18 protein-coding genes are annotated in these 22433 nt (G+C 70.2%); 9 read left to right on the top strand and 9 right to left on the bottom strand.

Annotated features, from left to right (window positions below; genetic code table 11):
* Positions 1 to 86 precede the first annotated feature (86 nt).
* Complete coding sequence (locus SCAB_RS19600) at positions 87 to 2543, bottom strand: SulP family inorganic anion transporter (protein ID WP_013001814.1); 2457 nt, start codon at positions 2541 to 2543, stop codon at positions 87 to 89.
* A gap of 264 nt (positions 2544 to 2807) precedes the next feature.
* Here SCAB_RS19600 and SCAB_RS19595 point away from each other — a divergent pair, with 264 nt between their 5' ends.
* Positions 2808 to 4118, top strand: a complete 1311-nt coding sequence (locus SCAB_RS19595) for a polysaccharide deacetylase family protein (protein WP_013001813.1) — start codon at positions 2808 to 2810, stop codon at positions 4116 to 4118.
* A 93-nt stretch (positions 4119 to 4211) separates the two neighbouring features.
* Here SCAB_RS19595 and SCAB_RS19590 read toward each other — a convergent pair whose 3' ends face one another.
* Entirely contained in the window at positions 4212 to 5192 is a 981-nt protein-coding gene (locus tag SCAB_RS19590) for an ATP-binding protein (RefSeq protein WP_013001812.1), read from the bottom strand.
* A 99-nt stretch (positions 5193 to 5291) separates the two neighbouring features.
* Here SCAB_RS19590 and SCAB_RS19585 point away from each other — a divergent pair, with 99 nt between their 5' ends.
* A complete protein-coding gene (locus SCAB_RS19585; protein WP_037724271.1) occupies positions 5292 to 6125 on the top strand; it encodes a Fic family protein in 834 nt (277 codons plus the stop codon).
* 394 nt (positions 6126 to 6519) lie between these two features.
* Here SCAB_RS19585 and SCAB_RS19580 read toward each other — a convergent pair whose 3' ends face one another.
* On the bottom strand, positions 6520 to 7344 hold the full coding sequence (locus SCAB_RS19580) for an HAD family hydrolase (protein ID WP_013001810.1): 825 nt from the start codon (positions 7342 to 7344) through the stop codon (positions 6520 to 6522).
* Positions 7345 to 7981: 637 nt separating this feature from the next.
* Between SCAB_RS19580 and ssd the strand changes: the two genes are divergently transcribed.
* The 4 genes from ssd to SCAB_RS19560 all read left to right on the top strand — a co-directional run bounded on the left by ssd (position 7982) and on the right by SCAB_RS19560 (position 12027).
* Complete coding sequence (gene ssd, locus SCAB_RS19575; RefSeq protein ID WP_013001808.1) at positions 7982 to 9076, top strand: septum site-determining protein Ssd; 1095 nt, start codon at positions 7982 to 7984, stop codon at positions 9074 to 9076.
* A gap of 70 nt (positions 9077 to 9146) precedes the next feature.
* A complete protein-coding gene (locus SCAB_RS19570; protein WP_013001807.1) occupies positions 9147 to 10385 on the top strand; it encodes a TadA family conjugal transfer-associated ATPase in 1239 nt (412 codons plus the stop codon).
* A gap of 14 nt (positions 10386 to 10399) precedes the next feature.
* On the top strand, positions 10400 to 11239 hold the full coding sequence (locus SCAB_RS19565; protein ID WP_049875871.1) for a type II secretion system F family protein: 840 nt from the start codon (positions 10400 to 10402) through the stop codon (positions 11237 to 11239).
* Positions 11236 to 12027: a type II secretion system F family protein gene (locus SCAB_RS19560; protein WP_013001805.1), complete on the top strand. Its 792-nt coding sequence runs from the start codon at positions 11236 to 11238 to the stop codon at positions 12025 to 12027. Before SCAB_RS19565 ends, SCAB_RS19560 begins: the two co-directional genes overlap by 4 nt.
* 66 nt (positions 12028 to 12093) lie before the next feature.
* On the opposite strand, the gene SCAB_RS49415 is transcribed toward SCAB_RS19560, so the two are convergent.
* Complete coding sequence (locus SCAB_RS49415) at positions 12094 to 12357, bottom strand: hypothetical protein (protein WP_162471719.1); 264 nt, start codon at positions 12355 to 12357, stop codon at positions 12094 to 12096.
* 216 nt (positions 12358 to 12573) lie between these two features.
* Between SCAB_RS49415 and SCAB_RS19550 the strand changes: the two genes are divergently transcribed.
* The 3 genes from SCAB_RS19550 to SCAB_RS19540 are packed head-to-tail and all read left to right on the top strand — an operon-like array spanning position 12574 to position 16717.
* Positions 12574 to 13620 carry a tyrosine-type recombinase/integrase gene (locus SCAB_RS19550; protein WP_013001803.1) on the top strand — a complete coding sequence of 349 codons (1047 nt, stop codon included), beginning with the start codon at positions 12574 to 12576 and terminating at the stop codon, positions 13618 to 13620.
* Positions 13617 to 16151, top strand: coding sequence for a tyrosine-type recombinase/integrase (locus SCAB_RS19545; RefSeq protein WP_041669390.1), 2535 nt, complete (start codon positions 13617 to 13619; stop codon positions 16149 to 16151). The genes SCAB_RS19550 and SCAB_RS19545 overlap by 4 nt, the downstream gene beginning before the upstream one ends.
* Positions 16148 to 16717 carry a DUF6262 family protein gene (locus tag SCAB_RS19540; protein WP_013001800.1) on the top strand — a complete coding sequence of 190 codons (570 nt, stop codon included), beginning with the start codon at positions 16148 to 16150 and terminating at the stop codon, positions 16715 to 16717. The genes SCAB_RS19545 and SCAB_RS19540 overlap by 4 nt, the downstream gene beginning before the upstream one ends.
* A gap of 65 nt (positions 16718 to 16782) precedes the next feature.
* Here the strand turns inward: SCAB_RS19540 and SCAB_RS19535 are convergent, their stop codons facing one another.
* The 5 genes from SCAB_RS19535 to SCAB_RS19515 all read right to left on the bottom strand — a co-directional run bounded on the left by SCAB_RS19535 (position 16783) and on the right by SCAB_RS19515 (position 22277).
* Complete coding sequence (locus SCAB_RS19535) at positions 16783 to 17352, bottom strand: hypothetical protein (protein WP_013001799.1); 570 nt, start codon at positions 17350 to 17352, stop codon at positions 16783 to 16785.
* Entirely contained in the window at positions 17349 to 18344 is a 996-nt protein-coding gene (locus SCAB_RS19530) for a hypothetical protein (RefSeq protein ID WP_041670750.1), read from the bottom strand. Before SCAB_RS19530 ends, SCAB_RS19535 begins: the two co-directional genes overlap by 4 nt.
* Entirely contained in the window at positions 18344 to 19180 is an 837-nt protein-coding gene (locus SCAB_RS19525; RefSeq protein ID WP_013001797.1) for a hypothetical protein, read from the bottom strand. The genes SCAB_RS19530 and SCAB_RS19525 overlap by 1 nt, the downstream gene beginning before the upstream one ends.
* Positions 19181 to 19518: 338 nt before the next feature.
* A complete protein-coding gene (locus SCAB_RS19520) occupies positions 19519 to 20985 on the bottom strand; it encodes a hypothetical protein (RefSeq protein WP_013001796.1) in 1467 nt (488 codons plus the stop codon).
* A gap of 344 nt (positions 20986 to 21329) precedes the next feature.
* Positions 21330 to 22277: a PIN domain-containing protein gene (locus SCAB_RS19515; RefSeq protein ID WP_013001795.1), complete on the bottom strand. Its 948-nt coding sequence runs from the start codon at positions 22275 to 22277 to the stop codon at positions 21330 to 21332.
* Positions 22278 to 22433 lie beyond the last annotated feature (156 nt).

The raw sequence follows: 22433 nt of genomic DNA, 5'->3' as shown, positions 1-22433 counted from the left end.
TCTTCCTCTGATTGGTTTAGACCTGTGGGCGGGTGGCCCCGCGGCCAGGACGCCACCCGTTCCCACGGACCCGGACGGAGATCGGTTCACGCGCGCGTGTCGTGCAGGACCGTTCCGGTCGAGCCGGGCGTCCCGGTCGGGTCTGCCGTACCTGCCGTACCTGCCGTACCTGCCGTACGTGCCGGGTCTGCGGTACCTGCCCGGTCCGTCGTCGCGGCCGTGGGGGAGACCCGGTCGAAGACTCCGCCGTCCGGAGCCTCCTCGGTGAGCAGGTACGCCTGTGCCTCGCCCACGTGGAAGTACATCCCGTGCAGTTCGAGCGCGCCGTCGCGCAGGGCACGGGCGACGGAGTCGTGGGCTCTCAGGTGTTCCAGTTGCTGGATGACGTTGGTCAGGCACAGCTGTTCGACGGCATCGGCCGGTTCGCGGCCCGCCAGACGGGCCCAGGGGCGGTTCTTGTCGGTCGCGCGGTCCAGGCTGGGCCTGCCGTGCCGCAGCCAGCGCTTGAGGGGGGACTGCGCGCCGTGCGGGTCGGTCTTGAGCAGGGCCTGCATCGCTCCGCAGCCGGAGTGCCCGCAGACCGTGATCGACCGGACGTGCAGCACGTCCACGGCGTACTCGATCGCCGCCGCCACCGAGTCGTCGCCGCTCTCCTCGCCGGGCAGTGGCACCAGGTTGCCGACGTTGCGTACGACGAAGAGGTCGCCGGGACCGCTGGAGGTGATCATCGACGTGACGAGCCGGGAGTCGGCGCAGGTCAGGAACAGCTGCGAGGGCTGCTGCCCCTCGCGCGCCAGCCGGGCCAGCTCATCCCGGACCAGCGGAGCGGTGTTCTGCTGGAACGCACTGATGCCACGGGCCAGTTGATGACCGCGCGGCCCCTCGGCCGCCCTCTCCCGGGGCGTGCCCGCGGCCGGGGTCGACGGGGCCTCGCACTGGTGATTGCGCCACGGTGTCCAGGGCCGGCAGCGGCAGCCGGCCGCCGAGGTGCCGGCGGGTTCGGCGATCCGGGTACCGGCGCGTCCGGTGATCTCGACGGAGCCCCCGTGCGCCTGGTGCGCCTGCTGCCAGTCCTGCAGCGACTCGTACGCCGCGTGGTCCATGAACGATCCGTCCAGCTCCACGACGGCGGGCGCCGAGCGCGGGACCTGGTGCAGGGCGCGGCTGAGGCGCGGCACGGCGAGGAACGTCAACTGGCCGCGCACATGGACGTGATGGACCCCGTCCTCCTCCTCGTGCGTGATGCGCGTACGGGTGAGGCGGTGCAGGGCGACGCCGACGGCCACGGCGATACCGAGCGCGACCCCCTCCAGGACGCCCAGCGCGACGACACCGAAGGTGGTGACGGCGTAGACCAGCACCTCGCGGTGACGGGTCACCGTGCGGATGTGGTGCAGGGAGACCATCTGGACGCCGACGGCCATCACGAGGGCGGCGAGTGAGGCGAGGGGGATCAGCTCCAGGCAGGGGACCAGGAACAGTGCGGCCGCCACCACCCAGACGCCGTGCAGCATCGTGGAGTGCCTGCTGGTGGCGCCGGCGCGGACGTTGGCGGTGCTGCGGACGGCGACGCCGGCGATGGGCAGGCCGCCGAGGATGCCGGAGACGACGTTGGCCGCGCCCTGGCCGCGCAGCTCCCGGCCGAGGTCCGAGCGTCCCACGTCGGTCCGTCCCGCCACCAGCTTGTCCATGGCGACGGCGCCGAGGAGCGACTGCACGCTGCACACCAGGGTGGTGGTGAGCACGGCGGCGAGGATGCCGAGCACCGGTCCGTCGGGCACGCCGGCCAGGGCATGGCTCCGCCAGGACGGAAGGTCGACCTTGGGCAGGCTCAGGGCGGCGATCGAGGCGGCGGCCGTGGCGCCCGCGACGGCCACGAGGGCGGCCGGGACGATGCGCAGCCGCCGGCCGACGCGGCCGGGCAGGTGCGGCCAGGCGAGCAGCAGGACGAGGGTGAGGACGCTCACGGAGACCGCGGCGGGGTCCAGATGGGCCAACTGGGCGGGCAGAGCACCGATGTTGGCGCTGACCGAACTCTGCGGGGTGCCGCCGAGCACGATGTGGAGCTGGGCGACGGCGATGGTGACACCGATGCCGGCGAGCATGCCGTGCACGATCGCGGGGCTGACGGCGAGCGCCGAACGTGCCACGCGCAGCTGGGCCAGGCCCAGCTGCGCGAGGCCGGCGAGGACGGTGATGGCGCAGGTGGTGCGCCAGCCGTACTGGTGGATCAGGTCGGCGGTGACGACGGTGAGACCCGCCGCCGGGCCGCTGACCTGCAGCGGGGAGCCGCCCAGGCGCCCGGCGACGAGACCGCCGACGGCGGCGGCGACCAGTCCGGCCTGGAGCGGGGCGTCGGTGGCCAGGGCGATGCCCAGGGACAGGGGGAGAGCGATCAGGAAGACCGCGATGGAGGCCGACAGATCGGCGGCCGGGACACGGAACCGGCGACGCGGTCCCTCCGGGGGGCTGTGCGGTTGGTGATCACACTCCGTCCGGTTCGGGTCCGGGTCGGTGGCGTGGGTGGGGACGCAGGCGGACATGGTCTCCCGTCTCCTCCGGGGCTGCGCGGTCGCGTGGGTCGCGGCCGTGGGGCACGGCGTTTCAGTGGCGGGAATTCTCAACGCTCAGTAAACGAATCGTAATGCAGAGTAAAGGATGTGCAAGAACATTAGCCGCAAATAGGTCATTAGATCACTCGGGAGGATGAATGGAGCATTTCATCGGCTTGTCGTATTAATCATGATCGGAACTCTGTGCGACCTTGGCCGCTCTGCTCCCGAGCCAAGGAAGAAGGTGGGCGGAACATGGCCGTCACCCAGAGGATCACCGCCGGTGTCACGCTCGCCGCGACCTGCGCCGCGGCGCTCGCCGGATGCGGAATCGGTGAGCCGGCGGGCACCACCGGCTCATCCGGCACCGGAAGAACGGGGAAGGAGGACCGGGGCGTGTCCGCCACGAAGGAGGGTGTGCCGGCACCGCCGAAGACGGCGGTCCGTCTGATCGGCGACGGCTCCACCGCGTACACCGGCGTGCAGCCCCACCTCCCGAGGCCCGCACGCCTGAAGCCCGGTCAGAAGCCCCCGCAGTTCGTGGTGTTCTCCTGGGACGGCGCGGGGGAGGACAGCCAGCGGCTCTTCTCGCACTTCCGCAAGGTGGCACGGGCCAACAACGCCACCATGACGTACTTCCTCAGCGGCGTGTACATGCTGCCGGAGGAGAAGCGGGACCTGTACCGCCCGCCCCAGCACTCCCCGGGCCGCTCGGACATCGGCTTCAACGACGTCCGCGGAATCAAGGACACCGTGGACCAGCTGCGGGGCGCGTGGCTGGAGGGCAACGAGATCGGCACGCACTTCAACGGCCACTTCTGCGGTGCCGGCGGCGGGGTCGGCGAGTGGTCGGCCGAGGAGTGGAAGAGCGAGATCACCCAGGCCAAGGCGTTCGTGAAGGCGTGGAAGACCAACACCGGCACGGGCGAGGCCGAGCCGCTGCCCTTCGACTACGACAAGGAGCTGATCGGCGCCCGCACGCCCTGCCTGGAAGGCCGGACGAACTTCATGCGCGCGGCCCGTGAACTCGGCTTCCGCTACGACACCAGCGGTGTCAAGGACCAGGTCTGGCCCGAGAAGAAGGACGGGCTGTGGGACTTGTCGATGCAACTCGTCCCCGTCCCGGGCCGCGAATTCGAGACGCTGACCATGGACTACAACTTCTACGTCAACCAGTCCGGGGCCCGGGCCGGGGCGGCGGGGCAACGGGAGCACTGGGGTGATCAGTTCCGCGACGGACTGCTCGCCGGCTTCGAGCGCGCCTACGAGGGCAACCGTGCGCCCCTGATCATCGGCAACCACTTCGAGTCCTGGAACGGCGGCGTCTACATGCGTGCCGTCGAGGAGACGATCGAGGCGGTCTGCGGCAAGGCCGACGTGCGCTGCGTCTCCTTCCGGCAGCTGGCCGACTGGCTCGACGCCCAGGACCCGGAGGTCCTGGACAGACTGAGCACCCTGGGGGTCGGGCAGGCGCCGACGAGGGGCTGGAAGAGCTTCCTCTCCGCCGGACCGGCACCGGCCCCGAAGGGGGTTCCGGGAGCTCCGGCGGCCAGGCCGAAGGACTGAGCGGCGCCGGCGCGCGGGGGTGGAGGCGGCCAGGTCGGGGCCCGGAGCCGGGCCAGGGCAGGGGTCGGCCCTGCGCTGAACGGGCGCCCGGGCTCAGACCCTGGCCGCGACGTCCTCGGTGAGCACGAACTCGGGGTCGATCTGCGCGGCCAGGTCGGACCCCGTCCGCTCGTTGCCCCAGCTGCTCGCGTTCTTCAGGTGGAAGTGCGCCATCTGCCGGGTGTAGCGCTCCCAGTCGCGCAGCTCGTACGTGGCGTCGGCGGCTTCGTGCAGCGCGCGCAGGGCCTCCCGGTTGGGCGCCTCCAGGCGCTCGAAGCGGGGCGGGCGCCCCTTCTCCAGGGCGCGCACCCAGTCCGAGTGCCCGAAGGTCACCAGCAGGTCGTCGCCGACCTCGGAACGGAGGAAGTCGAGGTCGTCGTCGCCCCGCACCTTGTTGCCGACGACCTTCAGGGCGACGCCGTAGTCACTGGCGTACTCCTTGTACTGGCGGTAGACGGAGACGCCCCTGCGGGTCGGCTCGGCGACGAGGAAGGTCATGTCGAAGCGCGTGAACATGCCGGACGCGAAGGAGTCCGAACCGGCCGTCATGTCGACCACCACGTACTCGTCGCGGCCGTCCACCAGGTGGTTCAGGAACAGCTCCACCGCACCCGTCTTGGAGTGGTAGCAGGCGACCCCCAGGTCGGCGTCGCTGAAGGGGCCCGTGACCATCAGACGGACGGCCCCGCCGTCGAGTTCCACCGGACGGGCACAGGCGTCGTAGATGGCGTTGGGCTCGCAGATCCGCACCAGGCGCGAGCCGTCGCCGGGCGGGCTGGTCTTGATCATCGTCTCGGCGGAGGCGATCCGGGGGTTGGAACCGCGCAGGTGGTTCTTGATCAGTGCCAGCCGGTCGCCCATCGCGGGCAGTTCGGCGGCCTCCGACTCGTCCAGACCGAGGGCGGCGCCCAGGTGCTGGTTGATGTCGGCGTCGACGGCGACGACCGGGGCTCCGGAGGCGGCGAGGTGGCGGATGAACAGGGAGGACAGCGTGGTCTTGCCACTCCCGCCCTTCCCGACGAAAGCAATTTTCATGTTCACTAACGGTAGTGGGGTGAGCGCCGAGGGTGTCCGTGCGGCGACGGAAGACCACTCCTTCGAGGGTCGGTGGCGAGTGCGCGTACTGTCGTACTCATGAGTACGACTGGTGCGGCCGCCGATCCGCTCGCGGCCCTGGCAGAGCTTCCCGGCGTGGCCGAGTCCGTGGAGTCCGTGCGCAAGGCCGTCGACCGCGTCTACGGCCACCGCGTCATGCGGCGCCGGAGCAACGCGGTCACCTCCGAGGCGGCCCTGCGCGGCGCGCGTGGCTCGGCGGCGCTGTCCGGCGCCGACTGGGCCCTAGAAGAGGTGCGCCGCCGCACGGACTTCAGCGGCCAGGACGGGGACGACGAGGCCCGCACCATGGGTGCCGCGCTGCGGCTGAGCGCCGAGGCGGGCCAACTGCTGTCGATCTGGCGGCAGTCCCCGCTGCGGGTGCTGGCGCGGCTGCATCTGGTGGCGGCCGGCCATGACGACGCGCGCGTGGGACGGCCCCGGCAGGACGGGGAGCAGGCCGACGAGCCCCTGATCGAGCTTCCGCTGCCGGGTGCCGCCGAGGTCGCCGGACGTCTCGACGGCCTCTCCGGGCTGATCATCCGGGGCGGTTCGGCCCCTGCCCTGGTGACCGCCGCGATCGTCCACGGCGAACTGCTCGCGCTGCGGCCCTTCGGCAGTCACAACGGCCTCGTCGCGCGCGCCGCCGAGCGCATCGTCCTGATCGGCAGCGGGCTGGACCCCAAGTCGGTGTGCCCGGCGGAGGTGGGCCACGCGGAACTCGGCCGCGCCGCCTATGTGGCCGCCCTCGACGGCTACGTCTCCGGCAGGCCGGAGGGCATGGCCGCCTGGATCGCCCACTGCGGCAGGGCCGTCGAACTGGGTGCGCGCGAGTCGACGGCGGTGTGCGAGGCGTTGCAGCGCGGAGCCGCGTAGGCGCGGCGGGGACCTGGGGACTCGGCTGTTGGGGAAACCGGCGGAGAACCCCCGGGAAAGGGTTGCGGCGGTACGAGAATTCGTACCGCCGCTGGCATGTTCACCTGGTTACCAAGCGTCCTCGATATATGCCCATCAGGCCGGGAACTATGGCCCGTGACCTGGTGCGGCTGGCCCGTAATCGACGGGTCGACGTCGCGTGGGTGCCTGGTGTTCATGCTAGGTCCGTGGGGCCAAAATGAGTTTTTAAAGGTGATCCTCTCGGATGTCCTTTGGTCTCGCGGGCCTTGAATCCTTTCTACTCCAGGATCGGGACAAGCGGAACCCCTCGATGTGCTTCTTTACTTTTAGGTTCAAACAGCGTGAATCGACCGTGGCGACGAGGCCACCCGGGTCAGGCCGTCGCCACCCGGCGCCGGCTCGCGTACCAGACGAGACCGGCGGTGGCCGCCGCGGCGCCTATGGCGGCGGCCGCGAGCAGGGCGGGACGCGGCGGCACGGCCAGACGCTGCTTGAGGCGCACCGGGCGGTGGAAGTCGAGGATGGGCCACCCGCGTGCGAGGGCCTCCCTGCGCAGGGTCCGGTCCGGGTTCACCGCGTGCGGGTGCCCCACGGCCTCCAGCATCGGCAGGTCCGTCGCCGAGTCGCTGTACGCGTAGCAGTGTGCGAGGTCGTACTCCTCGGACTCGGCGAGGTCCCGGATCGCCTGGGCCTTGGTCGGGCCGTAGGCGTAGTACTCCACTTCCCCGGTGAAACAGCCGTCGTCGCCGACGACCATCCGGGTCGCCACCACCCGGTCGGCGCCCAGGAGCTCGCCGATCGGCTCGACCACCTCGGCGCCGGAGGTGGAGACGATGACGACGTCGCGCCCGGCGGTGTGGTGCTCCTCGATGAGGGAGGCGGCCTCGTCGTAGATGATCGGGTCGATCAGGTCGTGCAGGGTCTCGGCGACGATGTCCTTCACCTGCTGGACGTTCCAGCCGCGGCAGAGCGCGGACAGATACTTCCGCATCCGCTCCATCTGGTCGTGGTCGGCGCCGCCCGCGAGGAACACGAACTGGATGTACGCCGTCCGCAGGGCGGCTCTGCGGTTGATCAGGCCGCCTTGGTAGAACGACTTGCTGAAGGTGAGCGTGCTCGACTTCGCAATGACCGTCTTGTCCAGGTCAAAGAAGGCCGCTGTGCGGGGCAAGGAGTGGTTTTCCACGACGCCGAGCATATGCGCCCGCCATTCGGGCTAGTGTGGGGCGCGTGGGTTTGCCTGAGATGCCTCTCGGGTACACCATGGAAGTCACGGATCGTTCGCGACCGTGCTAACGCGGTCCGGCTCCTCCCCCCCCGAGTCGGCCGTGAAGACGACCCCCACTCTCCCCCCCGGTGGGGGTCGTCGCATGTCCGCATGCGTTTCTCCCTCCGCGACCCGGCCCACGAAGCCTCTCCGAGCCTCGTGGGCTTTCCTGTGCCTCAACGCAGGATACGTCACTCTCCGTAGTCGTGGGGCTGCGCTGCGGAAGTCGTTCCGGAGTCGCCTGTTCGGGTGACGGAGATATTCACAGCCATCGAGTTGTCCACAGATTTAGACCATGATCCACATCATTTCCGAGATCGCCGCACCGTGATTGCAGCGCATCCCGACGGCGGCCTCTTCACGGCCGGTTCCGTTTCCGGATGCGTGGGGCCGGTATCCGTCGGCCGCCCGGACGGCGGCCGATCACCGGCCCCCGCACAGGAGTTGACCACGGGCGCTCGCGATTCGGACCACATGGATCACGCGGATCATGCCGATCACGCGGATCACATGGAGCACGCCGATCACGCGGAGCGCCCCGGGCGAAGCAGTGAAGGGGCTGGGAAACATGGCGGGAGCCATCACCGACGACCGGCCGCCCGCCGCCGAGGGGCGGCAGGGCCGGCCGTTGATCGTCACCGAGGACGTGGAGCTGCTGGACGACCTGTTGCGCCTCTGCGCGGCGGCGGGCGCCAGGCCGGAGGTCCACCACGGGGTGCCCGAGGGCCGGGGCCGGTGGGAGGCGGCGCCTCTGGTGCTCGTCGGCGACGACGCGGCACGGAGACTGCGCGGTGCCACGCGCCGACGAGGAGTCGTGCTCGTCGGCAAGGACCAGGACGACTCCGGTGTCTGGCAGCGGGCCGTGCGGATCGGCGCCGACCACGTCCTGATGCTGCCCGACGGCGAACAGTGGCTGGTCGACCGCATCGCCGACGTGGCGGAGGGCGTCGGCCGGCCCGCGCTCACCGTCGGCGTGATCGGCGGCCGGGGCGGGGCCGGCGCGTCCACACTGGCCTGCGCTCTCGCCGTCACCTCGGCGCGGCAGGGCACACGGACCCTACTCGTGGACGCCGATCCGCTGGGCGGCGGCCTGGACGTGCTCCTGGGCGGCGAGAGCGCCGACGGACTGCGCTGGCCCGCCTTCGCCGCCTCGCGCGGCCGGGTCGGCGGCGGCGCCCTGGAGGAGTCGCTGCCGGAACTGCACTCCCTGCGCGTGCTGAGCTGGGACCGGGGCGACGCCGTCGCCGTCCCGCCCCAGGCCGTGCGGGCGGTCCTCGCCGCGGGCCGGCGGCGCGGCGGGGCGGTCGTCGTCGACCTGCCGCGCCGCATCGACGAGGGCGTCGCCGAGGCACTCGCCCAGCTCGACCTCGCTCTCCTGGTCGTCCCCGCCGAACTGCGCGCGGTCGCCGCCGCCTCCCGTGTCGCCTCCGCCTTCGGCATGGTCCTGCGCGATCTCCGTGTCGCGGTCCGCGGGCCGTACGCCCCGGGACTCGGCGACCACGAGGTGGCCCGCCTGCTGGGGCTTCCGCTCGCGGGCGAGGTGCCCACCGAGGCCGGTCTGCCGGACGGCGGCAGACCACCGGGCGGCGCCCCGCGCGGACCGCTCGCGCGCTTCTGCGAGGGCTTCTGGGAGCGGGTCGCGGTCAGGGGTGAGGCGGCGTGAAACGCCTGCCCGGAGAACAGATGCCGGGGCCCGCGACGTGCCCACGGCCGGCGGTCGGAGGTGCGGGCGTATGAGCGGGATGCCCGACGACGGTCTGCTGGACGGGGTGCGTCAGTGGCTCGTCGAGAGCGGCGCCGAGCCGACACCGGCGCGGGTCGCGCAGGCGCTGCGGGAACGGGGACGGGTCCTTGGCGACGCCGAGGTGCTCGGGGCGGCCGAGCGGCTGCGGTCGGAGCTGGTGGGGAGCGGACCGCTGGAACCGCTGCTCGCCGACGCGTCGGTCACCGACGTACTGGTGTCGGCGCCGGACCGGGTGTGGGTGGACCGGGGCGGCGGCCTTGAACTGACCGGGATCTCCTTCCCGGATGCGGCCGCCGTACGACGGCTCGCGCAGCGGCTGGCAGCCGTCGCCGGACGTCGGCTGGACGACGCCCGGCCGTGGGTGGACGCCCGGCTCCCGGACGGCACCCGGCTCCACGCGGTCCTCCCACCGGTGGCCGTCGGATCCACGTGCCTCTCCCTGAGAGTCGTCCGGCCCCGTGCCTTCACCCTCGCCGAACTGGTGACGGCGGGCACCGTGCCGCCCGGCGGCGACCGCGTCCTGCGGGCCCTGATCCGCTCCCGGTTGTCGTACGTCATCAGCGGCGGGACGGGCACCGGGAAGACCACGCTCCTGAGCGCGCTGCTCGGCCTGGTCGACCCCGGCGAGCGGATCGTGCTGGCCGAGGACTCGGCGGAGCTGCGGCCCGATCATCCGCATGTGGTGCGCCTGGAGGGCAGACCGGCCAACCAGGAGGGGGTCGGCCTCGTCGAACTGCGGGATCTGGTGCGCCAGGCACTGCGGATGCGCCCGGACCGCCTGGTGGTCGGAGAGGTGCGGGGCGACGAAGTCGTGGCGTTGCTCGCCGCCTTGAACACCGGCCACGAGGGCGGCTGCGGAACGCTCCACGCCAATGCGGCGGGCCAGGTACCCGCCCGGCTGGAGGCGCTCGGCACGGCCGCCGGGCTAGACCGGGCGGCACTGCACAGCCAGTTGGCGGCCGCGCTGTCGGTGGTCCTGCACCTCGTACGGGACCGGGGCGGGCGACGGCGGATCGCCGAGGTGCATGTGCTGGAGCGGGACGGGTCGGGGCTGGTGACGACCGTGCCGGCGCTCCGCTGGGGCGAGGAGGCGTTCGTGTACGAGCGGGGCTGGGAGCGGCTGCGGGGCCTGATCCGAGAAGGGCTGCGCGGCGCAGGTGGCGAGGTTCCGGGAGGGCCGGAGGAACCGGACGGGTCGAACGTGCTGGAAAGGAGAGGGCAGTGGTGACGGGGGTCGGGGAGATGTCGGTCGGGGCGGTGGCCGTGGCCTGCGCGGGGGCAGCGGGCTGGATGTCGGCCGAGACACATGGCGCCGGTATTCGGAGGGCGCGGCTGCTGCTGCCGGGAGGCGGGCCGTTGGGGCCACCGCCCTGGGACCGGGTGACGGCCCGGGCGCGGCGGCTGGGGGCCGAGTGGTGGGCGCCGGTGGCCGGACTGGTGATCGCGGTCCTGGGAGCCTCGGTGCTGCCGGTTCTCGCGGGGGTGGCGGCCGTGCCGGTGCTGAGGCGGGCGCGGCGGGCGGCGGAGGATAACGGGGCCCGGCAGCGGCGGGGCGATGCGGTGCTCGCGCTGTGCTCGGCGGTCGCAGGTGAGGTGCGGGCCGGGCGGCAACCGGGTGCGGCGCTGTCCCGGGCCGCGCGGGACTCCGGAGGGCTGGGGGATGCCGGGGCGGCTGTGCTGGCGGCGGCTCGGTTCGGCGGTGATGTTCCGAATGCCCTGGCGCTCGCGGCCCGGCAGCCGGGCGCCGAGGGTCTGCTGGGACTCGCCGCGTGCTGGCGGGTGGCCGTCGACCGGGGTGCGGGTCTCGCCGCCGGGCTCGACCGCCTGGAGGGCGCCCTGCGCGCCGAGCGGGACCAGCGGGCCGACCTACGCGCCCAGTTGGCCGGTGCCCGCTCGACGGCGGTGATGCTCGCCGGGCTCCCGGTCCTGGGGCTTCTGCTGGGCAGCGCGCTCGGCGCCGATCCCCTGCACGTGCTGCTGCACAGCCCGGCCGGGCTGGGCTGTCTGTTCGTCGGGGCGGTGCTGGAGGGCGCGGGGTTGTGGTGGGCGCTGCGGATCGTGCGGGGAGCTGAGGCGGCATGAGCGGCGAGTTCGTCCACAGGCTGGGGACGGTGGTCTGCGGGGTCGGAGGGCTGTGGTGGCTGGCCCGTTCGCTCGGCACCGCGCGGCGTGAGCGGAGGCTGCGGGCTCGGCTGGCGGCGGTGCTGGCCCTCGCCGCCGCGGGTCCGCCCCGGCGGAGCCGCGTTCCCCCGGACGCGGTACGGCGGTGGCTGCCGGTCGGCGGAGCGGTCTGCGCGGGGTGGGTGCTCGTCGGAGGTGTCCTGGGGCTGGTGGCGGGCCCGGCCGCCGGAGTCGGGGCCTGGCTCTGGCTGCGGAGGGCGCGGCGCGCGGGCGCCGATGCGGAAAAGGCGTACGACGCCGCGGCGGTCTCCCGGCAACTGCCGCTCGCAGCCGACCTGCTGGCCGCCTGCATCACGGCCGGGGCGAGCCCCGTGGTGGCCGCCCGGGCCGTGGGGGAGGCCCTGGGCGGGCCGGTGGGCGAGAGCCTGGCGAGGGGCTCCGCGGAGGTGCGGCTGGGGAGTGAACCGGCAGAGGCCTGGCGCGGGTTGGCGGCCCTGCCCGGTGCCGGGGCGCTGGCGAGGTTGCTGGAACGCGCAGACGAGTCCGGCGTACCGGCCGCGTCACCTGTCGCCCGCCTCGCCGCCGAGGCCCGTGCGGATCGGGGCCGTTCGGCGACGGAGCGCGCCCGCCGGGCCGCCGTGATGATCACCGCGCCGGTCGGGCTGTGCTTCCTGCCGGCCTTCATCACCGTGGGCGTGCTGCCCGTGGTCATAGGGCTCGCGGACGGGCTGTTGGGAGGTGGTGGCTGATGCCGGCCGCCTGGTCGGCGGTGACGGCGATCAGCGGTGATCGAGTGATCGCGTGATCGGTAGGGATCAGCAGCTGTGTGGCCGTCGGTGGCCATCGGCAGCAAGACAACGAAACCTCACGGGGGTTGGAATGAACAGTTCGTCGAAGTCGTCGAAGTCGTCGAAGTCGTCGAAGTCGTCGAAGTCGTCGTGGGCGTCGAGGACGTTGGGATCGGTCCAGGCGGCGGGGGAGGTGCTCCGCGCGTGGCTCGTGTGTGCCGTGATGTGCCGGGTGAGGGCGGCGCGGAGGGACGCCGGAATGGTGACCTCCGAGTACGCGGTCGGGATCATCGTTATCTTGGGTAACCGAATGGCGTCAGGCATGTAAGGCAAGTCGGGTAGTTCTGTACTTGCCTGAACGGTATCCAAGGGGTGTAAGGCACGTTGGTTACGTCTGTTGTCCTGTACCGGCACTACCGAGCTGAGAGGGCTATATCGGGGGACGGGTCCACGTACTGGGTCGTTGTCAACGAAGCCTTCGAGCTGCACATTGAGGCGTGTGCCTGGATGGCAGGACTCAAGAGCAACGACCGGGCCTACAACACCCAGCGGACGTACGCGGGACGGATCGCCCTGTATCTGTCGTACTGCACTGAGAACGCGGTCGACTGGACGCGGCCCTCCTTGGCTCAGCTGATGGCGATGATGCGGTGGTTGGTCGAAGAGCCGCTGCCGCCGAAGGGACGCCGCCCGGCAGCTGAGCCGCGCTTTCGCGACAAGGGCACGGCGAACAAGATCATGGGTACGGTCGGGGAGTTCCTGACGTGGTCCGCGCTGCAGGGATGGGTCCCGGCGAGTGTGGTGAGCCAGCTCGTGCAACCGAAATTCCTGCACTACGCCCCGCCCGGGTTCGATGCGGGCGAGGACGGCCAGCACCGCACGATCCAGGCCCGACGGATCAAGTACCGCGTCGCAGTGCCGGGTTACGAGTGGCTGTCCGACGACCAGATCGAGAAGGTCCTCGGCTGTACGACGCACGCCCGCGACCGGTTCCTGGTGGCCCTGCTGGCGGTCACCGGCATGCGCATCGGCGAGGGCCTGGGGCTACGGCGCGAGGACATGCACTTTCTGCCCGACTCCACCTCGCTGGGCTGCCGGGTCGCTGGGCCGCACGTGCATGTGCGGCGCCGCTTGAACAGCAACAACGCCTATGCGAAGTCGCACTATCCGCGGTGGATTCCGGTGGAGGCCGGCACCGTGGAGCTGTACGCCGCCTACCGCTACGAGCGCGACGCGGTACCGGAAGCCGGGGGCTGCGACATGGTGTTCGTGAACCTGTTCCGCGCCCCGCTCGGCGAGCCGATGAAGTACCCCAGCACGTATGAGCTGTTCAAGCGGCTCGCGGCCCGTGCTGGGTTCCGTGCCCGTCCGCATATGCTGCGGCACTCGGCGATCACCCGGTGGCTCCGCTCCGGGGTGGACCGCGACGTGGCCCAGAACATGGCCGGCCACCAGTCGCCGCAGTCGATGGACCCGTACACCCACGCAACCGACCAGGACAAGCGCGATGCCGTCAAGCTGGTTGCCGCCAAGCGGAAGGAAGCCCGTCAGTGACGGTGTCCGGCAATGTCGTCCCGCTCCATCAGCTCCGACGGGATGCCGGCCAGGCAGCCAACGGTCTGCCCCCGAAGGTCCTTACCGAGTGGACCGCGTGGCTGCGCGAGCGGATCGAACCCGGCTGGCGGCCCGGTGAATGGGACCACGACGCGCACCTATTCAGCGGTGACGTCGACCACGCGGGCACGGCCATCTACCGGTGTGATGTAGCTGCCTGCGACGCGCTCACTCGCATCCGGCGGGGGCTGTGTGCCACCTGCGAGAAGGATCGCCGTCACAGCAGCCTGGGGCTGAAGGAGTTCAAGGCCGGGCATGTGCCGGACCGCAATCGGGCGATCTACGGTGAACGGGCCGACTGCCGCGTTGAAGGGTGTCCGCGGGACTCGGTCCTGTGGGGCCTGTGCAACGCGCACGGCACGCTGCGGCACAGGGACCTGCAGCGTGACCCCGACTCCGGGCTGGAGGCGTGGATTGAGCGCCAGACGCCGTACCCGCCGGCACCCGCCTGCCTTGTTGCGGGCTGCCGCTACGACGCGCGGGCTACTTGGGGGCTGTGCGGCATACACCACAGCCGCTGGAAGAAGGCCACAGCCGTCTCCCGGGGACGGCGGTCTGCGCCGCCCTCGACGTGGCTGGAGCGGCAGGCGCCGTTCCTGAACGTCCACCAGTTCTCTCTGGCCCCGCTGTATCCGGTGGCCCGCCTGGAGATGCTGTACGCGCTGCAGCTGCGCGACGAACGAAGCCAGAAGATCGACCCGGTGGCCGTCCGGCAGGCTGTCGCGCATCTCGCGGAGCGGGTCGATTCGATCGCCGCGGCGACCGTCGAACAGTTGCCGAGCGGGACGCAGGCGAATGTGGACGCTCTGGTGCGCGAGACGCACCGTGTCCTGCGCTCGGCGTTCGAGCGTTTCGAGGGCGTCGACCCGACCAGCAGGGACGTGCTGGACATGTCCGAACTCGGGGTCAAGAGTCTGCGTGGTGGCACCACCCAGCGGCCGCTCGGCCTGGACGTGACGGGCATCCGCCAGCCGTGGCTCCGGGAGATCCTGGTCACCTTCATCGCCGAGACGAAGCCGAACACCACCGAGGCTAGACGGGGGCTGCGGGTGTGCGCGGCGGCCTCCCGGGCCCTGGATGTCCGGCCGGGTGGGGGCATGGACCCGGCCAAGCTGGTGTTCGCCGATATGAACGCCGTGGTCGACACCTTCCGCGTGCTGCCCAAGCTTGACGGCGGGGCCATGTCGGGCAAGCAGCGCGGTGCCCTGCTCTCGTTCTTCTTCAAGATTCTCGACTACAACCGGGCCGCGGGGCATCTGGACGGCATGTCCGCGAGCTTCGCCCGGCACTCCAGCCACGTCGTCAAGGCGGAGGAGGTCGATGAGGACGATGTCGGCAAGGCCCTGCCCGAGTCGCTCATCGCCCAACTCGACGACTACGTGGACCTGCTGGGGCAGGGAGTGACGCACGGAAAGATGACGCCTGAGCAAGTCCGCGCCATGGCCCGCGCGGTCTACGAGCTGCTGCGGGACACCGGCCGGCGCCCTTATGAGATCGCCGAGCTGCGGACGGACTGCCTCGAACACGCCGATGGCGAATGGCTGTTGATCTGGGACAACCGCAAGGGGCGGCGCCTGAACCGGCGCCTGGAGCTTGAGCGCGACACTGTGGAGACCATCCGCACGTGGCGGGCTGTGCGTGACACGCTCGACCTGCCCACAGGCAGCGAAGGATTTCTGTTCCCACCGGCCGGCGAGAACGGCAAGATCCGCCACTTGGGGCCGGAACACATCGCGGCGATGATCCGCAAGTGGGCCGACAACGCCCCCATCCTGCTGTCCGAGGAGTTCAGCCGGGACGGCGACCGGGTGCCGTACGACCGCTCGCTGGTCTACCCGTACGCCTTCCGCCACTCGTTCTGCCAGCGATACGCGGACGCGGGAGTGCGCATGGAGGTGCTGCGAGAGCTCATGGACCACAAATCCATGCAAACCACCCAGCGGTACTACAGGATCAGTCACAAGCGGAAGCGGGAGGCGGTCAACGTGATGCGCCTGCATACCGTGGACCGCAAGGGCAGGTACGCGCCGATGGCCTCGGCGACCGCGTACGAGGCCCGCTCGGTGGCGGTGGTGTTCGGTAACTGTACCGAACCGTCCAACGTCAAGGCGGGCGGAAAGGCGTGCCCGATCCGTTTCCAGTGTGCCGCCTGCCCCTTCTACCGGCCGGACCCGTCCTATCTGCCGGTCATCGAGGACCACATCCGCTCGCTGAAGGCCGATAAGGAGATGGCGGTCATGATGGAGGCGGACGGGTTCGTGGTGAGGAACCTGGACGACCAGATCACGGCCTTCAAGGGGACCGTCGAGACACTGCGGAAGCTGATGGAGACTTTGGGACAGGACGAGCGGGACGAGGTCGAGGAGGCATCGGCCGTCCTGCGCAAGGTGCGGGCCGCCCAGGGCCACGGCGGAGCCGTGGCCCTGGGTATGCCCGGATTTCCTGGCCAGCGGGGCGGGAGCACGGCATGAGCGAGGCGAAACGCTCCCCCGGCGACGTCCTGCGCGAGACACGTAAGAAGGACAGCCGGACCAAGCGGGCCAAGGTGCTGGCCACGGTGGACGCGATGAAGGCCAGGGGCGAGACGGTCACCTTCCTCGCCGTCGCCCGTACCGCCGGGGTGTCCAAGTGGCTCGTCTACGCCGAAGGCGTCCGCGAGCACGTCGAGGCCGCTGTGAAGAGCCAAGCCAAGGCCGGCCGCCGCACGAAGCTCGCCGGCCGGGACGCCTCCGCGGCAAGCCTGGCCACCGACCTGGCTCTGGTCCGCGAGGAGAACAAGGCCCTGCGGGAGGAGCGCGACCGTCTCAAGAAGGCCGTCCAGCGCTCGCTGGGCGCCCAACTCGATCAGGCCGGGACCAAAGAACTTAACCAGCGGGTCAACGAGCTTCTGGCAGCCGTGGAACGGACCGCTCTGGAACGCGACCAGATACGGGCCGAACGGGACGAGTTGAAGCGCAGGCTCACCGAGGCCGAGGACGATCTGGCCGCCGCCCGGGCCGCGGGCAAGGAGATGTTTAAGCGGATCAACCGCACCTGATGGGGGCGCGAAGAGAAGCGGCCCGGCGACTGTCGCCGCCGGGCCGCTGGACGCATTGGGGAAGGTCAGGCCGAGGCGGCGGACTGGCCCGAGGTCAGCTCTGCGATCTGAGCCTCCAGATCCGCGATCCGCTCGGCCTGGCGACGCATGGTTCCCTGGTTCTTCACGACCTTGCTGCCCAGCCTCTCCACTCCGCTGAAGGTCCGGATGCCGCCCTCGGCGGCATCCGCCATCTGCCCGAACGCTTCACGGTCGAGACTGTTGGGGTTGTGAGCCTCGAACGAGCAGGCCCGGTGCATGTCGCCCATGTACGCGACGGCCTTGCGGCAGGCGAGCAACGCGTCACGAGCACCGAACTCGTCGCCCTGGCCCACCTTGTGGAAGCGGGTCACCCTCGCACCGCGCCTGAGCGGGTCGCGCGACGGCATGAACTGCTCCAGCCGGTGCCCGAGTTCGTGGGCGGCGGCCCGAGCCTTGGGCACCGCACGTCGCAGGCGACGATCGGGGATGCCGGTGCCGCGGGAGATGTCCGCGTAGGACAGCTCACGGCCCGCGTTGGGCCCGAGCCACAGCAGGACGTCGATGGCATCCTGCTCCAGCTGGGAGGGAGTGTCACTGTCGCGTTCGCGGCTCATCCCAGCTTCCTCTCGCTCTCGTCCAAGAACGCCTGCAGGGCCTCGTCGTTCAGTGCCGTGTAGGGGCCGGAGGCCAGGTCACGGATGAATTCCATCGCCGCCTGCGAGGCCCCGCACAGCTCGGCGATCGCCTGGCTCCTCTCGTCGGTGAACTGCACCTGATGGCGCTGTAGCAGCGACAGCGCCCGCAGGGTGCCCAGGCGGATCTCCGTCATCTCGGTGAAGACCTGCAAGGCCACATCGGGATCGGCCCTCTCCTTGGACACCGCTCGTACGGCCCGCACCACCTCCGTGGTCTCTGCGTCGCGCGCGCAGTCGTCCGGCGGCGTCTCGACCGTTGCGGGGATCTTCTGCGAGTCGAGGTGCCGCTCACGTTCCCCGGCCGCCTGAGATGCCGCTACCGCCCGGTCTTCGCCCTGCGCCTGCTCCTGGCGCCGGTTGAACTCCTCCAGGCCTTTCTGGGCCGCACTGCGCGACGTAGCGTCCGCCACGACTGCGGCTGTCAGCGCTGCCGGATGCCCGGCGATGAAGATGGAGCTGGTCGGTTTGACCCCCGCCCGCTCTGCCTCGTTCTCGATGGCCTGGCGGCGTTCCTTCTTCAGGTGCCCGCCGTAGCTGCGGTAGTAGCCGTTATCGCCGAAGAACGCAATGGCGTCCTCGTCGGGGAGCTTCACCTCGACGTCCGGGGCCAGCTCCGCGGAAGGGCGGACGATTCCATCAGCGGCTGCCCGTTCCCATGCCTCATGGAAGGCCAGGACACGCTGAGCGCTCACCCCCGAGCGGCGGGAGAACTCCAAAGCGCTGACGCGGCGGTGAACCTTTTTCGGATCCGAAAAAGGTTGCCGGTCCGTCCGCCTGCCCTGCCCGGTACGAGGGGTGACGCGGCGGGCAATCAGCAGTGCTCGGGCCCAGCCACCCTTGCGTTCGTGAGCGGCGAACTCCTGGATATCGGCGTTGAGGCTGTCCTCGCCGTCGTCGGCGACCGGCTCCATCACGCCCCTACCAGGTCTCGGGCGCGGGCCTGCCGGCGGACAGCGGCGGACTTCTGGTCTCCGACCTTGACTCTGATCCATGTGGTGAGGACTTCCATGGTGCCGAGCGCTTCCTCGCAGGCAGCCTGCTGTTCGTCGTTGAACGTGACCGATCGCGGGTAGCGATTCATGCAGGCGACAGCCTGGTCCCGCAGCCGCACCAGGTCCCGGGCCAGAACCTGGGCCTTGTCGGGCTTGTCGCCGCCGCAGTCGGGGCCGCGCGTCTCGCGTTCCCTGCGGCGCTTTTCGTCCAGGACTCGTTTGATGGCGTCATGGACCTCTGCGTCCTTCTCCACAAGGTCGCGCAGAGCCTTCTCGCGTTCCTCGGGCGCGAGCGCAGCCAGATAGTCGGCCATCGAGGTGGCACCGGACGGGTCAAGGAGGTCCCGCAGGCCCGGCTCCGTGCCCAGAGCCCGCTGGTACTGGGACACGCTGATACGGCCGAGGCCCGTCGTCTCCCGCGCCTCGGCAAGCAGCCTGCGGAGCGTGCTGTAGTCCTCATCATGCGGTTTACCGGAGGGCGCCAGGCGGGCGCCTTCCCGCAGCACGCTGTAGCAGACGTGGACGCCGCTGTCGGCCACGAGCTGCCGTACCGGCGGGGTGCACATGCGGGCGGTGTGCCGGTACTCCCGGGCCGTCCTGGGGCTCAGGCCGATCTCGTCGCAGTACTGGTCGAAGGCGCCGTCGGGGCCCGACGGCGTGACGCTCAGCAGCTTGTCGCCGATGACTAGGCGGTTCTCGCAGCCCTCGTTCATCAGCTGACGGCCCTCGCGCACGTCCTGGTCTGTGTAGCTCATACGGATGTCCCATCGCAGTCAGTTCGACGGGCGCACACTAATCAGCCGAAATCACAAAAATACGCGCACCCAACTGGCTCGGAAGAGAGGCAAGTTGACGCCATCGCCTCGCGGCCTGCGATGCAGGCGCGTCACCGCGCCCTACGAGGGTCACCCACGAGGGGGACCGGCTGCCGCTGTGCCTGCTCTCACGACAGTTGAATAAGTGAGCCCACCCGTAGCGGGACCCCGGATCCTGTCCACTTCGCACCGCTCCGCGAAGAGTGACCATTAGCGCGAACAGGAAGGGGGCTGCCCCGGGCTCAAGACCCGTCCTGCAGCGTCGATAATGCCGCAGGTCAGGTCAGGTTTCGCTCCAGCCAGGTCTTCGTGAGGGCCTTGATCTTGGTGTCCTGGTAGAGCCGGTCGGGGGTCCCCTTGAAGTTGCGGACGGCGTCGAGGAAGGCGCGGTCGCCGCGGCCGGTGAGCTTCGGGTCGATCAGGTCGAGCAGTTCCTGCCACTTCTTGCGCGGCCATTCATCCTGGAGCTTGAGCCGGATCTGCGAGTTCGCGAAGGCTCGAAGGGCGATCGCCGCCTGGTAACCGTCGAACCGGCCGATGAGCTCCTTGTAGATCGGTTCCGCGTTCCAGGCGGGCCCGTAGCCGTTCGTCAGGAAGACATTGACCAGGTGGACGACGTAGCTGCGGACGGCCTGCTCGGGGATGTCTCCGTGGCGGCCGACGACGTCCTTGAGCCGCTGAGCCGCGGGCGGCTCCTCGGCAAAGTTGCGCATGTGCGCCTCGTGGGCCCGCTTGAGGTCGTCCAGGGCCTGCTGAATCTCGGCGACGCGCTCGGGCGCGGGGAGGTAGGAGGACCCGCCGACCAGGTCCAGCAGTTCCCTGGCGCGGATCGCCCGGTCGGTGTCGGCGTTGGCCGTGAAACGGGCGAGCTTGATGCCGACCTCGTTGCGGGAGTCCTCGCTGACCAACGGCCAGAGGTCGGGCCAGAGCGAGCGGACGTTGTCGAGGATCTCCGGGGTCGCGTCGGCGGGGGTGTAGATGCCGAAGAGGCCGGCGGCGAGGTTGTCGGCCTGGTCCTGCTCCAGCCCGTCGAAGAACGCTGCGATCTTCTTCAGCTCGTCCTTCGGCAGCCGCTTGGACTTGATGTTGGTGAGGAGCTTGCCGATCGCGGCGACGACGTTGCGAGGCTGGATCCGGAAGACCTCCTTGATGCAGGTCTCCAGCCACTCGGCCAGCTTGAGGCCGGTCAGCTCCTCGATGTTCGGATGCGCGGCGCTCGCGTGATTGCGCATGTAGTTGATGTGGATGAGCTGCTTGAAGCCGATGTCGCTGACGAGCTTGATCTTGTTGGCGGCTTCCAGCAGCTTGTAGTCGTCGATCTGGGAGAGGTCGTCGCGGGTCTTGAGGTTCTTGCGGCGGGCGGGGTCGGTCTCGGCGAGGTCGAAGAAGTAGTCGACGTCGAAGGCGGCGACGTGGTCCCGCAGCCGGTTGATCGTCTCGTTCCAGAGGTAGTTCAGCGCGGCGTCGAACAGCCCGACCGAGCCTGCCATGATCATCTTGGCGATGTAGGGCGCGTCCGCCCGCTCCTCGGCGGTGAGTTCCTCGATGACGTCGGGTGTGTTTCTGAGGAGGGTCTCACGCTGCTTGGCCGCGACGATGATGTTGTCCGTGGGCAGCCCCCAGGCCTCCAGCACCTGGAACATCAGATCTTCGAATGCCTCCAGATCCGCGCGAGCGGCCTGGACCTGGACCGAAGACTGCGGTGCGGGAACTGGCAGGTTTTCGGGGACGTCCTGGGGACTCATTTGTTCCTTCTCCGATGAGAGATGCTCGTCCTCGCCTCGCGGCGGGGAGTTCTAACGGGGGCCTCTGCGGCGTAGTCCGGGCGATCGTCCCGACGTCCGCCGTAGCTTCCGGATCACCCCGGAGCCCGATGTTGTCCCGGGCCCGTTGGGGGCGGGCTGTGGCGAGCGATTGGACACGTCAGCCTGGTATTTCGGGCGATCAGTTTGTCGCATCGTGCACGGAACAGGGAGGGGATTTCCTTTTCTGCAGGTCACCGACGCGAAGACAGCCGAGACGGCCTTGTTCTCGTACAGCTACCGCCAGGTGGCGCGTAGCGCAGTGTCACTGCCGTGGTCTTCGTTTCTCAACTGGTCGTCGGAGCCTCGGCTTCGGCCTGCCGGGCGCGCCGCTGTGCGCGTACGCCAGTGCCAGACCTGTCCGGGGCAGACCAGTCCGGCTCGTCCCCGGGGTCCTTCGTTGCCATCTTGGTCACCGGCAGCCCGGCGGCCCGGCCCCGGGTGTGCTGGCTCGTATCGCATGTCAGCAGCCGTACCTCGCGGCCGGCCAGGCCCTGTATGGCCACCGTACGGTCGATGATCTCGATGTCGGGTCGGTCCAGGCGGACGTGGCCGGGCGGATCGAGGACGATCTCCACGTTGACCCGGCCGAGGGTGTCGCCGCCCGAAGTGTGCTCTCCCTCGTGCAGGATCCCGTGCGTTCCGCCGGCGAGAACCTCATCCAGGCGGCCGAGGGTGTGGGCGGCACGCCAGCGGGCCCGCTGCTTGCTGGCATCCTTGAGGTCGTCCAGCTCGTCGACCACGACGATCGGGAACAGCAGGCGCACGAACTTCCAGCGCGGTACGTTGAGGATCTCGTGCAGGTCCACGTCGGCCAGCTTGACCTCGTTCTGGATGTAGAAGCTGGAGTCCGCGACGACGAACTCCTCCCGCTGGCTCCATCGGCCGATCTGCGTGTCCAGCGCGGACACGGCCGCCTCAAGCGCCTCGACCCGCTCGGCGACCTCGAGTTGCACCAGACCGTTCACGAGGCGCTGCTGAGAGGTACCGGCGAGCGTGCCGCAACTGCCCAGCAGCGCCCGGTACCGGTCGGTGAACACGAGCTGGTCGAGGTCCCGGTCGCTGATCTGGGAGCGCAGCATCCGCGCGGACTCAGTGGCCCACTCCAGGTACTCCAGCAGTGCCGCGAAGGCGTTGCCGTAGGGCTTCTGCAGGTTCAGGGCCGTGGTGTGGACGCCGCTGAGGGCTTGGCGGATGTTCTTACGGTCTGCGCCGGGGCGCGGTGTGATGAGCATGCGGCGATCCTGCCAGCGCGGCCCGCTGGCGCGCCTGAGGTTTCCGACGCCGCCGCTCTCCAGCAGCACGATCGCAGCGCAAGTGGTCACTCAGCGCTACAAGCCACTTGGCGGCGGAGGCTGTCGTGGCCATCGAAGTAATCGGCACGGATGTGT

Origin of the sequence: Streptomyces scabiei 87.22 (genome assembly GCF_000091305.1) — a bacterium.
GTDB lineage: Bacteria > Actinomycetota > Actinomycetes > Streptomycetales > Streptomycetaceae > Streptomyces > Streptomyces scabiei.
Note: the sequence above shows the minus strand (reverse complement) of the source record. Positions and strands in the feature narration are given on the sequence as shown.

What these genes read in the sequence shown, in the direction of transcription:
- SCAB_RS19525 (WP_013001797.1), bottom strand. Translation starts at nt 19,180, where the DNA reads ATGAGCTACACAGACCAGGACGTGCGCGAGGGCCGTCAGCTGATGAAC.
- ssd (WP_013001808.1), top strand. Translation starts at nt 7,982, where the DNA reads ATGGCGGGAGCCATCACCGACGACCGGCCGCCCGCCGCCGAGGGGCGG.
- SCAB_RS19580 (WP_013001810.1), bottom strand. Translation starts at nt 7,344, where the DNA reads ATGCTCGGCGTCGTGGAAAACCACTCCTTGCCCCGCACAGCGGCCTTC.
- SCAB_RS19520 (WP_013001796.1), bottom strand. Translation starts at nt 20,985, where the DNA reads ATGAGTCCCCAGGACGTCCCCGAAAACCTGCCAGTTCCCGCACCGCAG.
- SCAB_RS49415 (WP_162471719.1), bottom strand. Translation starts at nt 12,357, where the DNA reads ATGATCCCGACCGCGTACTCGGAGGTCACCATTCCGGCGTCCCTCCGC.
- SCAB_RS19595 (WP_013001813.1), top strand. Translation starts at nt 2,808, where the DNA reads ATGGCCGTCACCCAGAGGATCACCGCCGGTGTCACGCTCGCCGCGACC.
- SCAB_RS19600 (WP_013001814.1), bottom strand. Translation starts at nt 2,543, where the DNA reads ATGTCCGCCTGCGTCCCCACCCACGCCACCGACCCGGACCCGAACCGG.
- SCAB_RS19550 (WP_013001803.1), top strand. Translation starts at nt 12,574, where the DNA reads ATGGCAGGACTCAAGAGCAACGACCGGGCCTACAACACCCAGCGGACG.
- SCAB_RS19570 (WP_013001807.1), top strand. Translation starts at nt 9,147, where the DNA reads ATGAGCGGGATGCCCGACGACGGTCTGCTGGACGGGGTGCGTCAGTGG.
- SCAB_RS19560 (WP_013001805.1), top strand. Translation starts at nt 11,236, where the DNA reads ATGAGCGGCGAGTTCGTCCACAGGCTGGGGACGGTGGTCTGCGGGGTC.
- SCAB_RS19535 (WP_013001799.1), bottom strand. Translation starts at nt 17,352, where the DNA reads ATGAGCCGCGAACGCGACAGTGACACTCCCTCCCAGCTGGAGCAGGAT.
- SCAB_RS19530 (WP_041670750.1), bottom strand. Translation starts at nt 18,344, where the DNA reads ATGGAGCCGGTCGCCGACGACGGCGAGGACAGCCTCAACGCCGATATC.
- SCAB_RS19515 (WP_013001795.1), bottom strand. Translation starts at nt 22,277, where the DNA reads ATGCTCATCACACCGCGCCCCGGCGCAGACCGTAAGAACATCCGCCAA.
- SCAB_RS19585 (WP_037724271.1), top strand. Translation starts at nt 5,292, where the DNA reads ATGAGTACGACTGGTGCGGCCGCCGATCCGCTCGCGGCCCTGGCAGAG.
- SCAB_RS19540 (WP_013001800.1), top strand. Translation starts at nt 16,148, where the DNA reads ATGAGCGAGGCGAAACGCTCCCCCGGCGACGTCCTGCGCGAGACACGT.
- SCAB_RS19590 (WP_013001812.1), bottom strand. Translation starts at nt 5,192, where the DNA reads ATGAAAATTGCTTTCGTCGGGAAGGGCGGGAGTGGCAAGACCACGCTG.
- SCAB_RS19565 (WP_049875871.1), top strand. Translation starts at nt 10,400, where the DNA reads ATGTCGGTCGGGGCGGTGGCCGTGGCCTGCGCGGGGGCAGCGGGCTGG.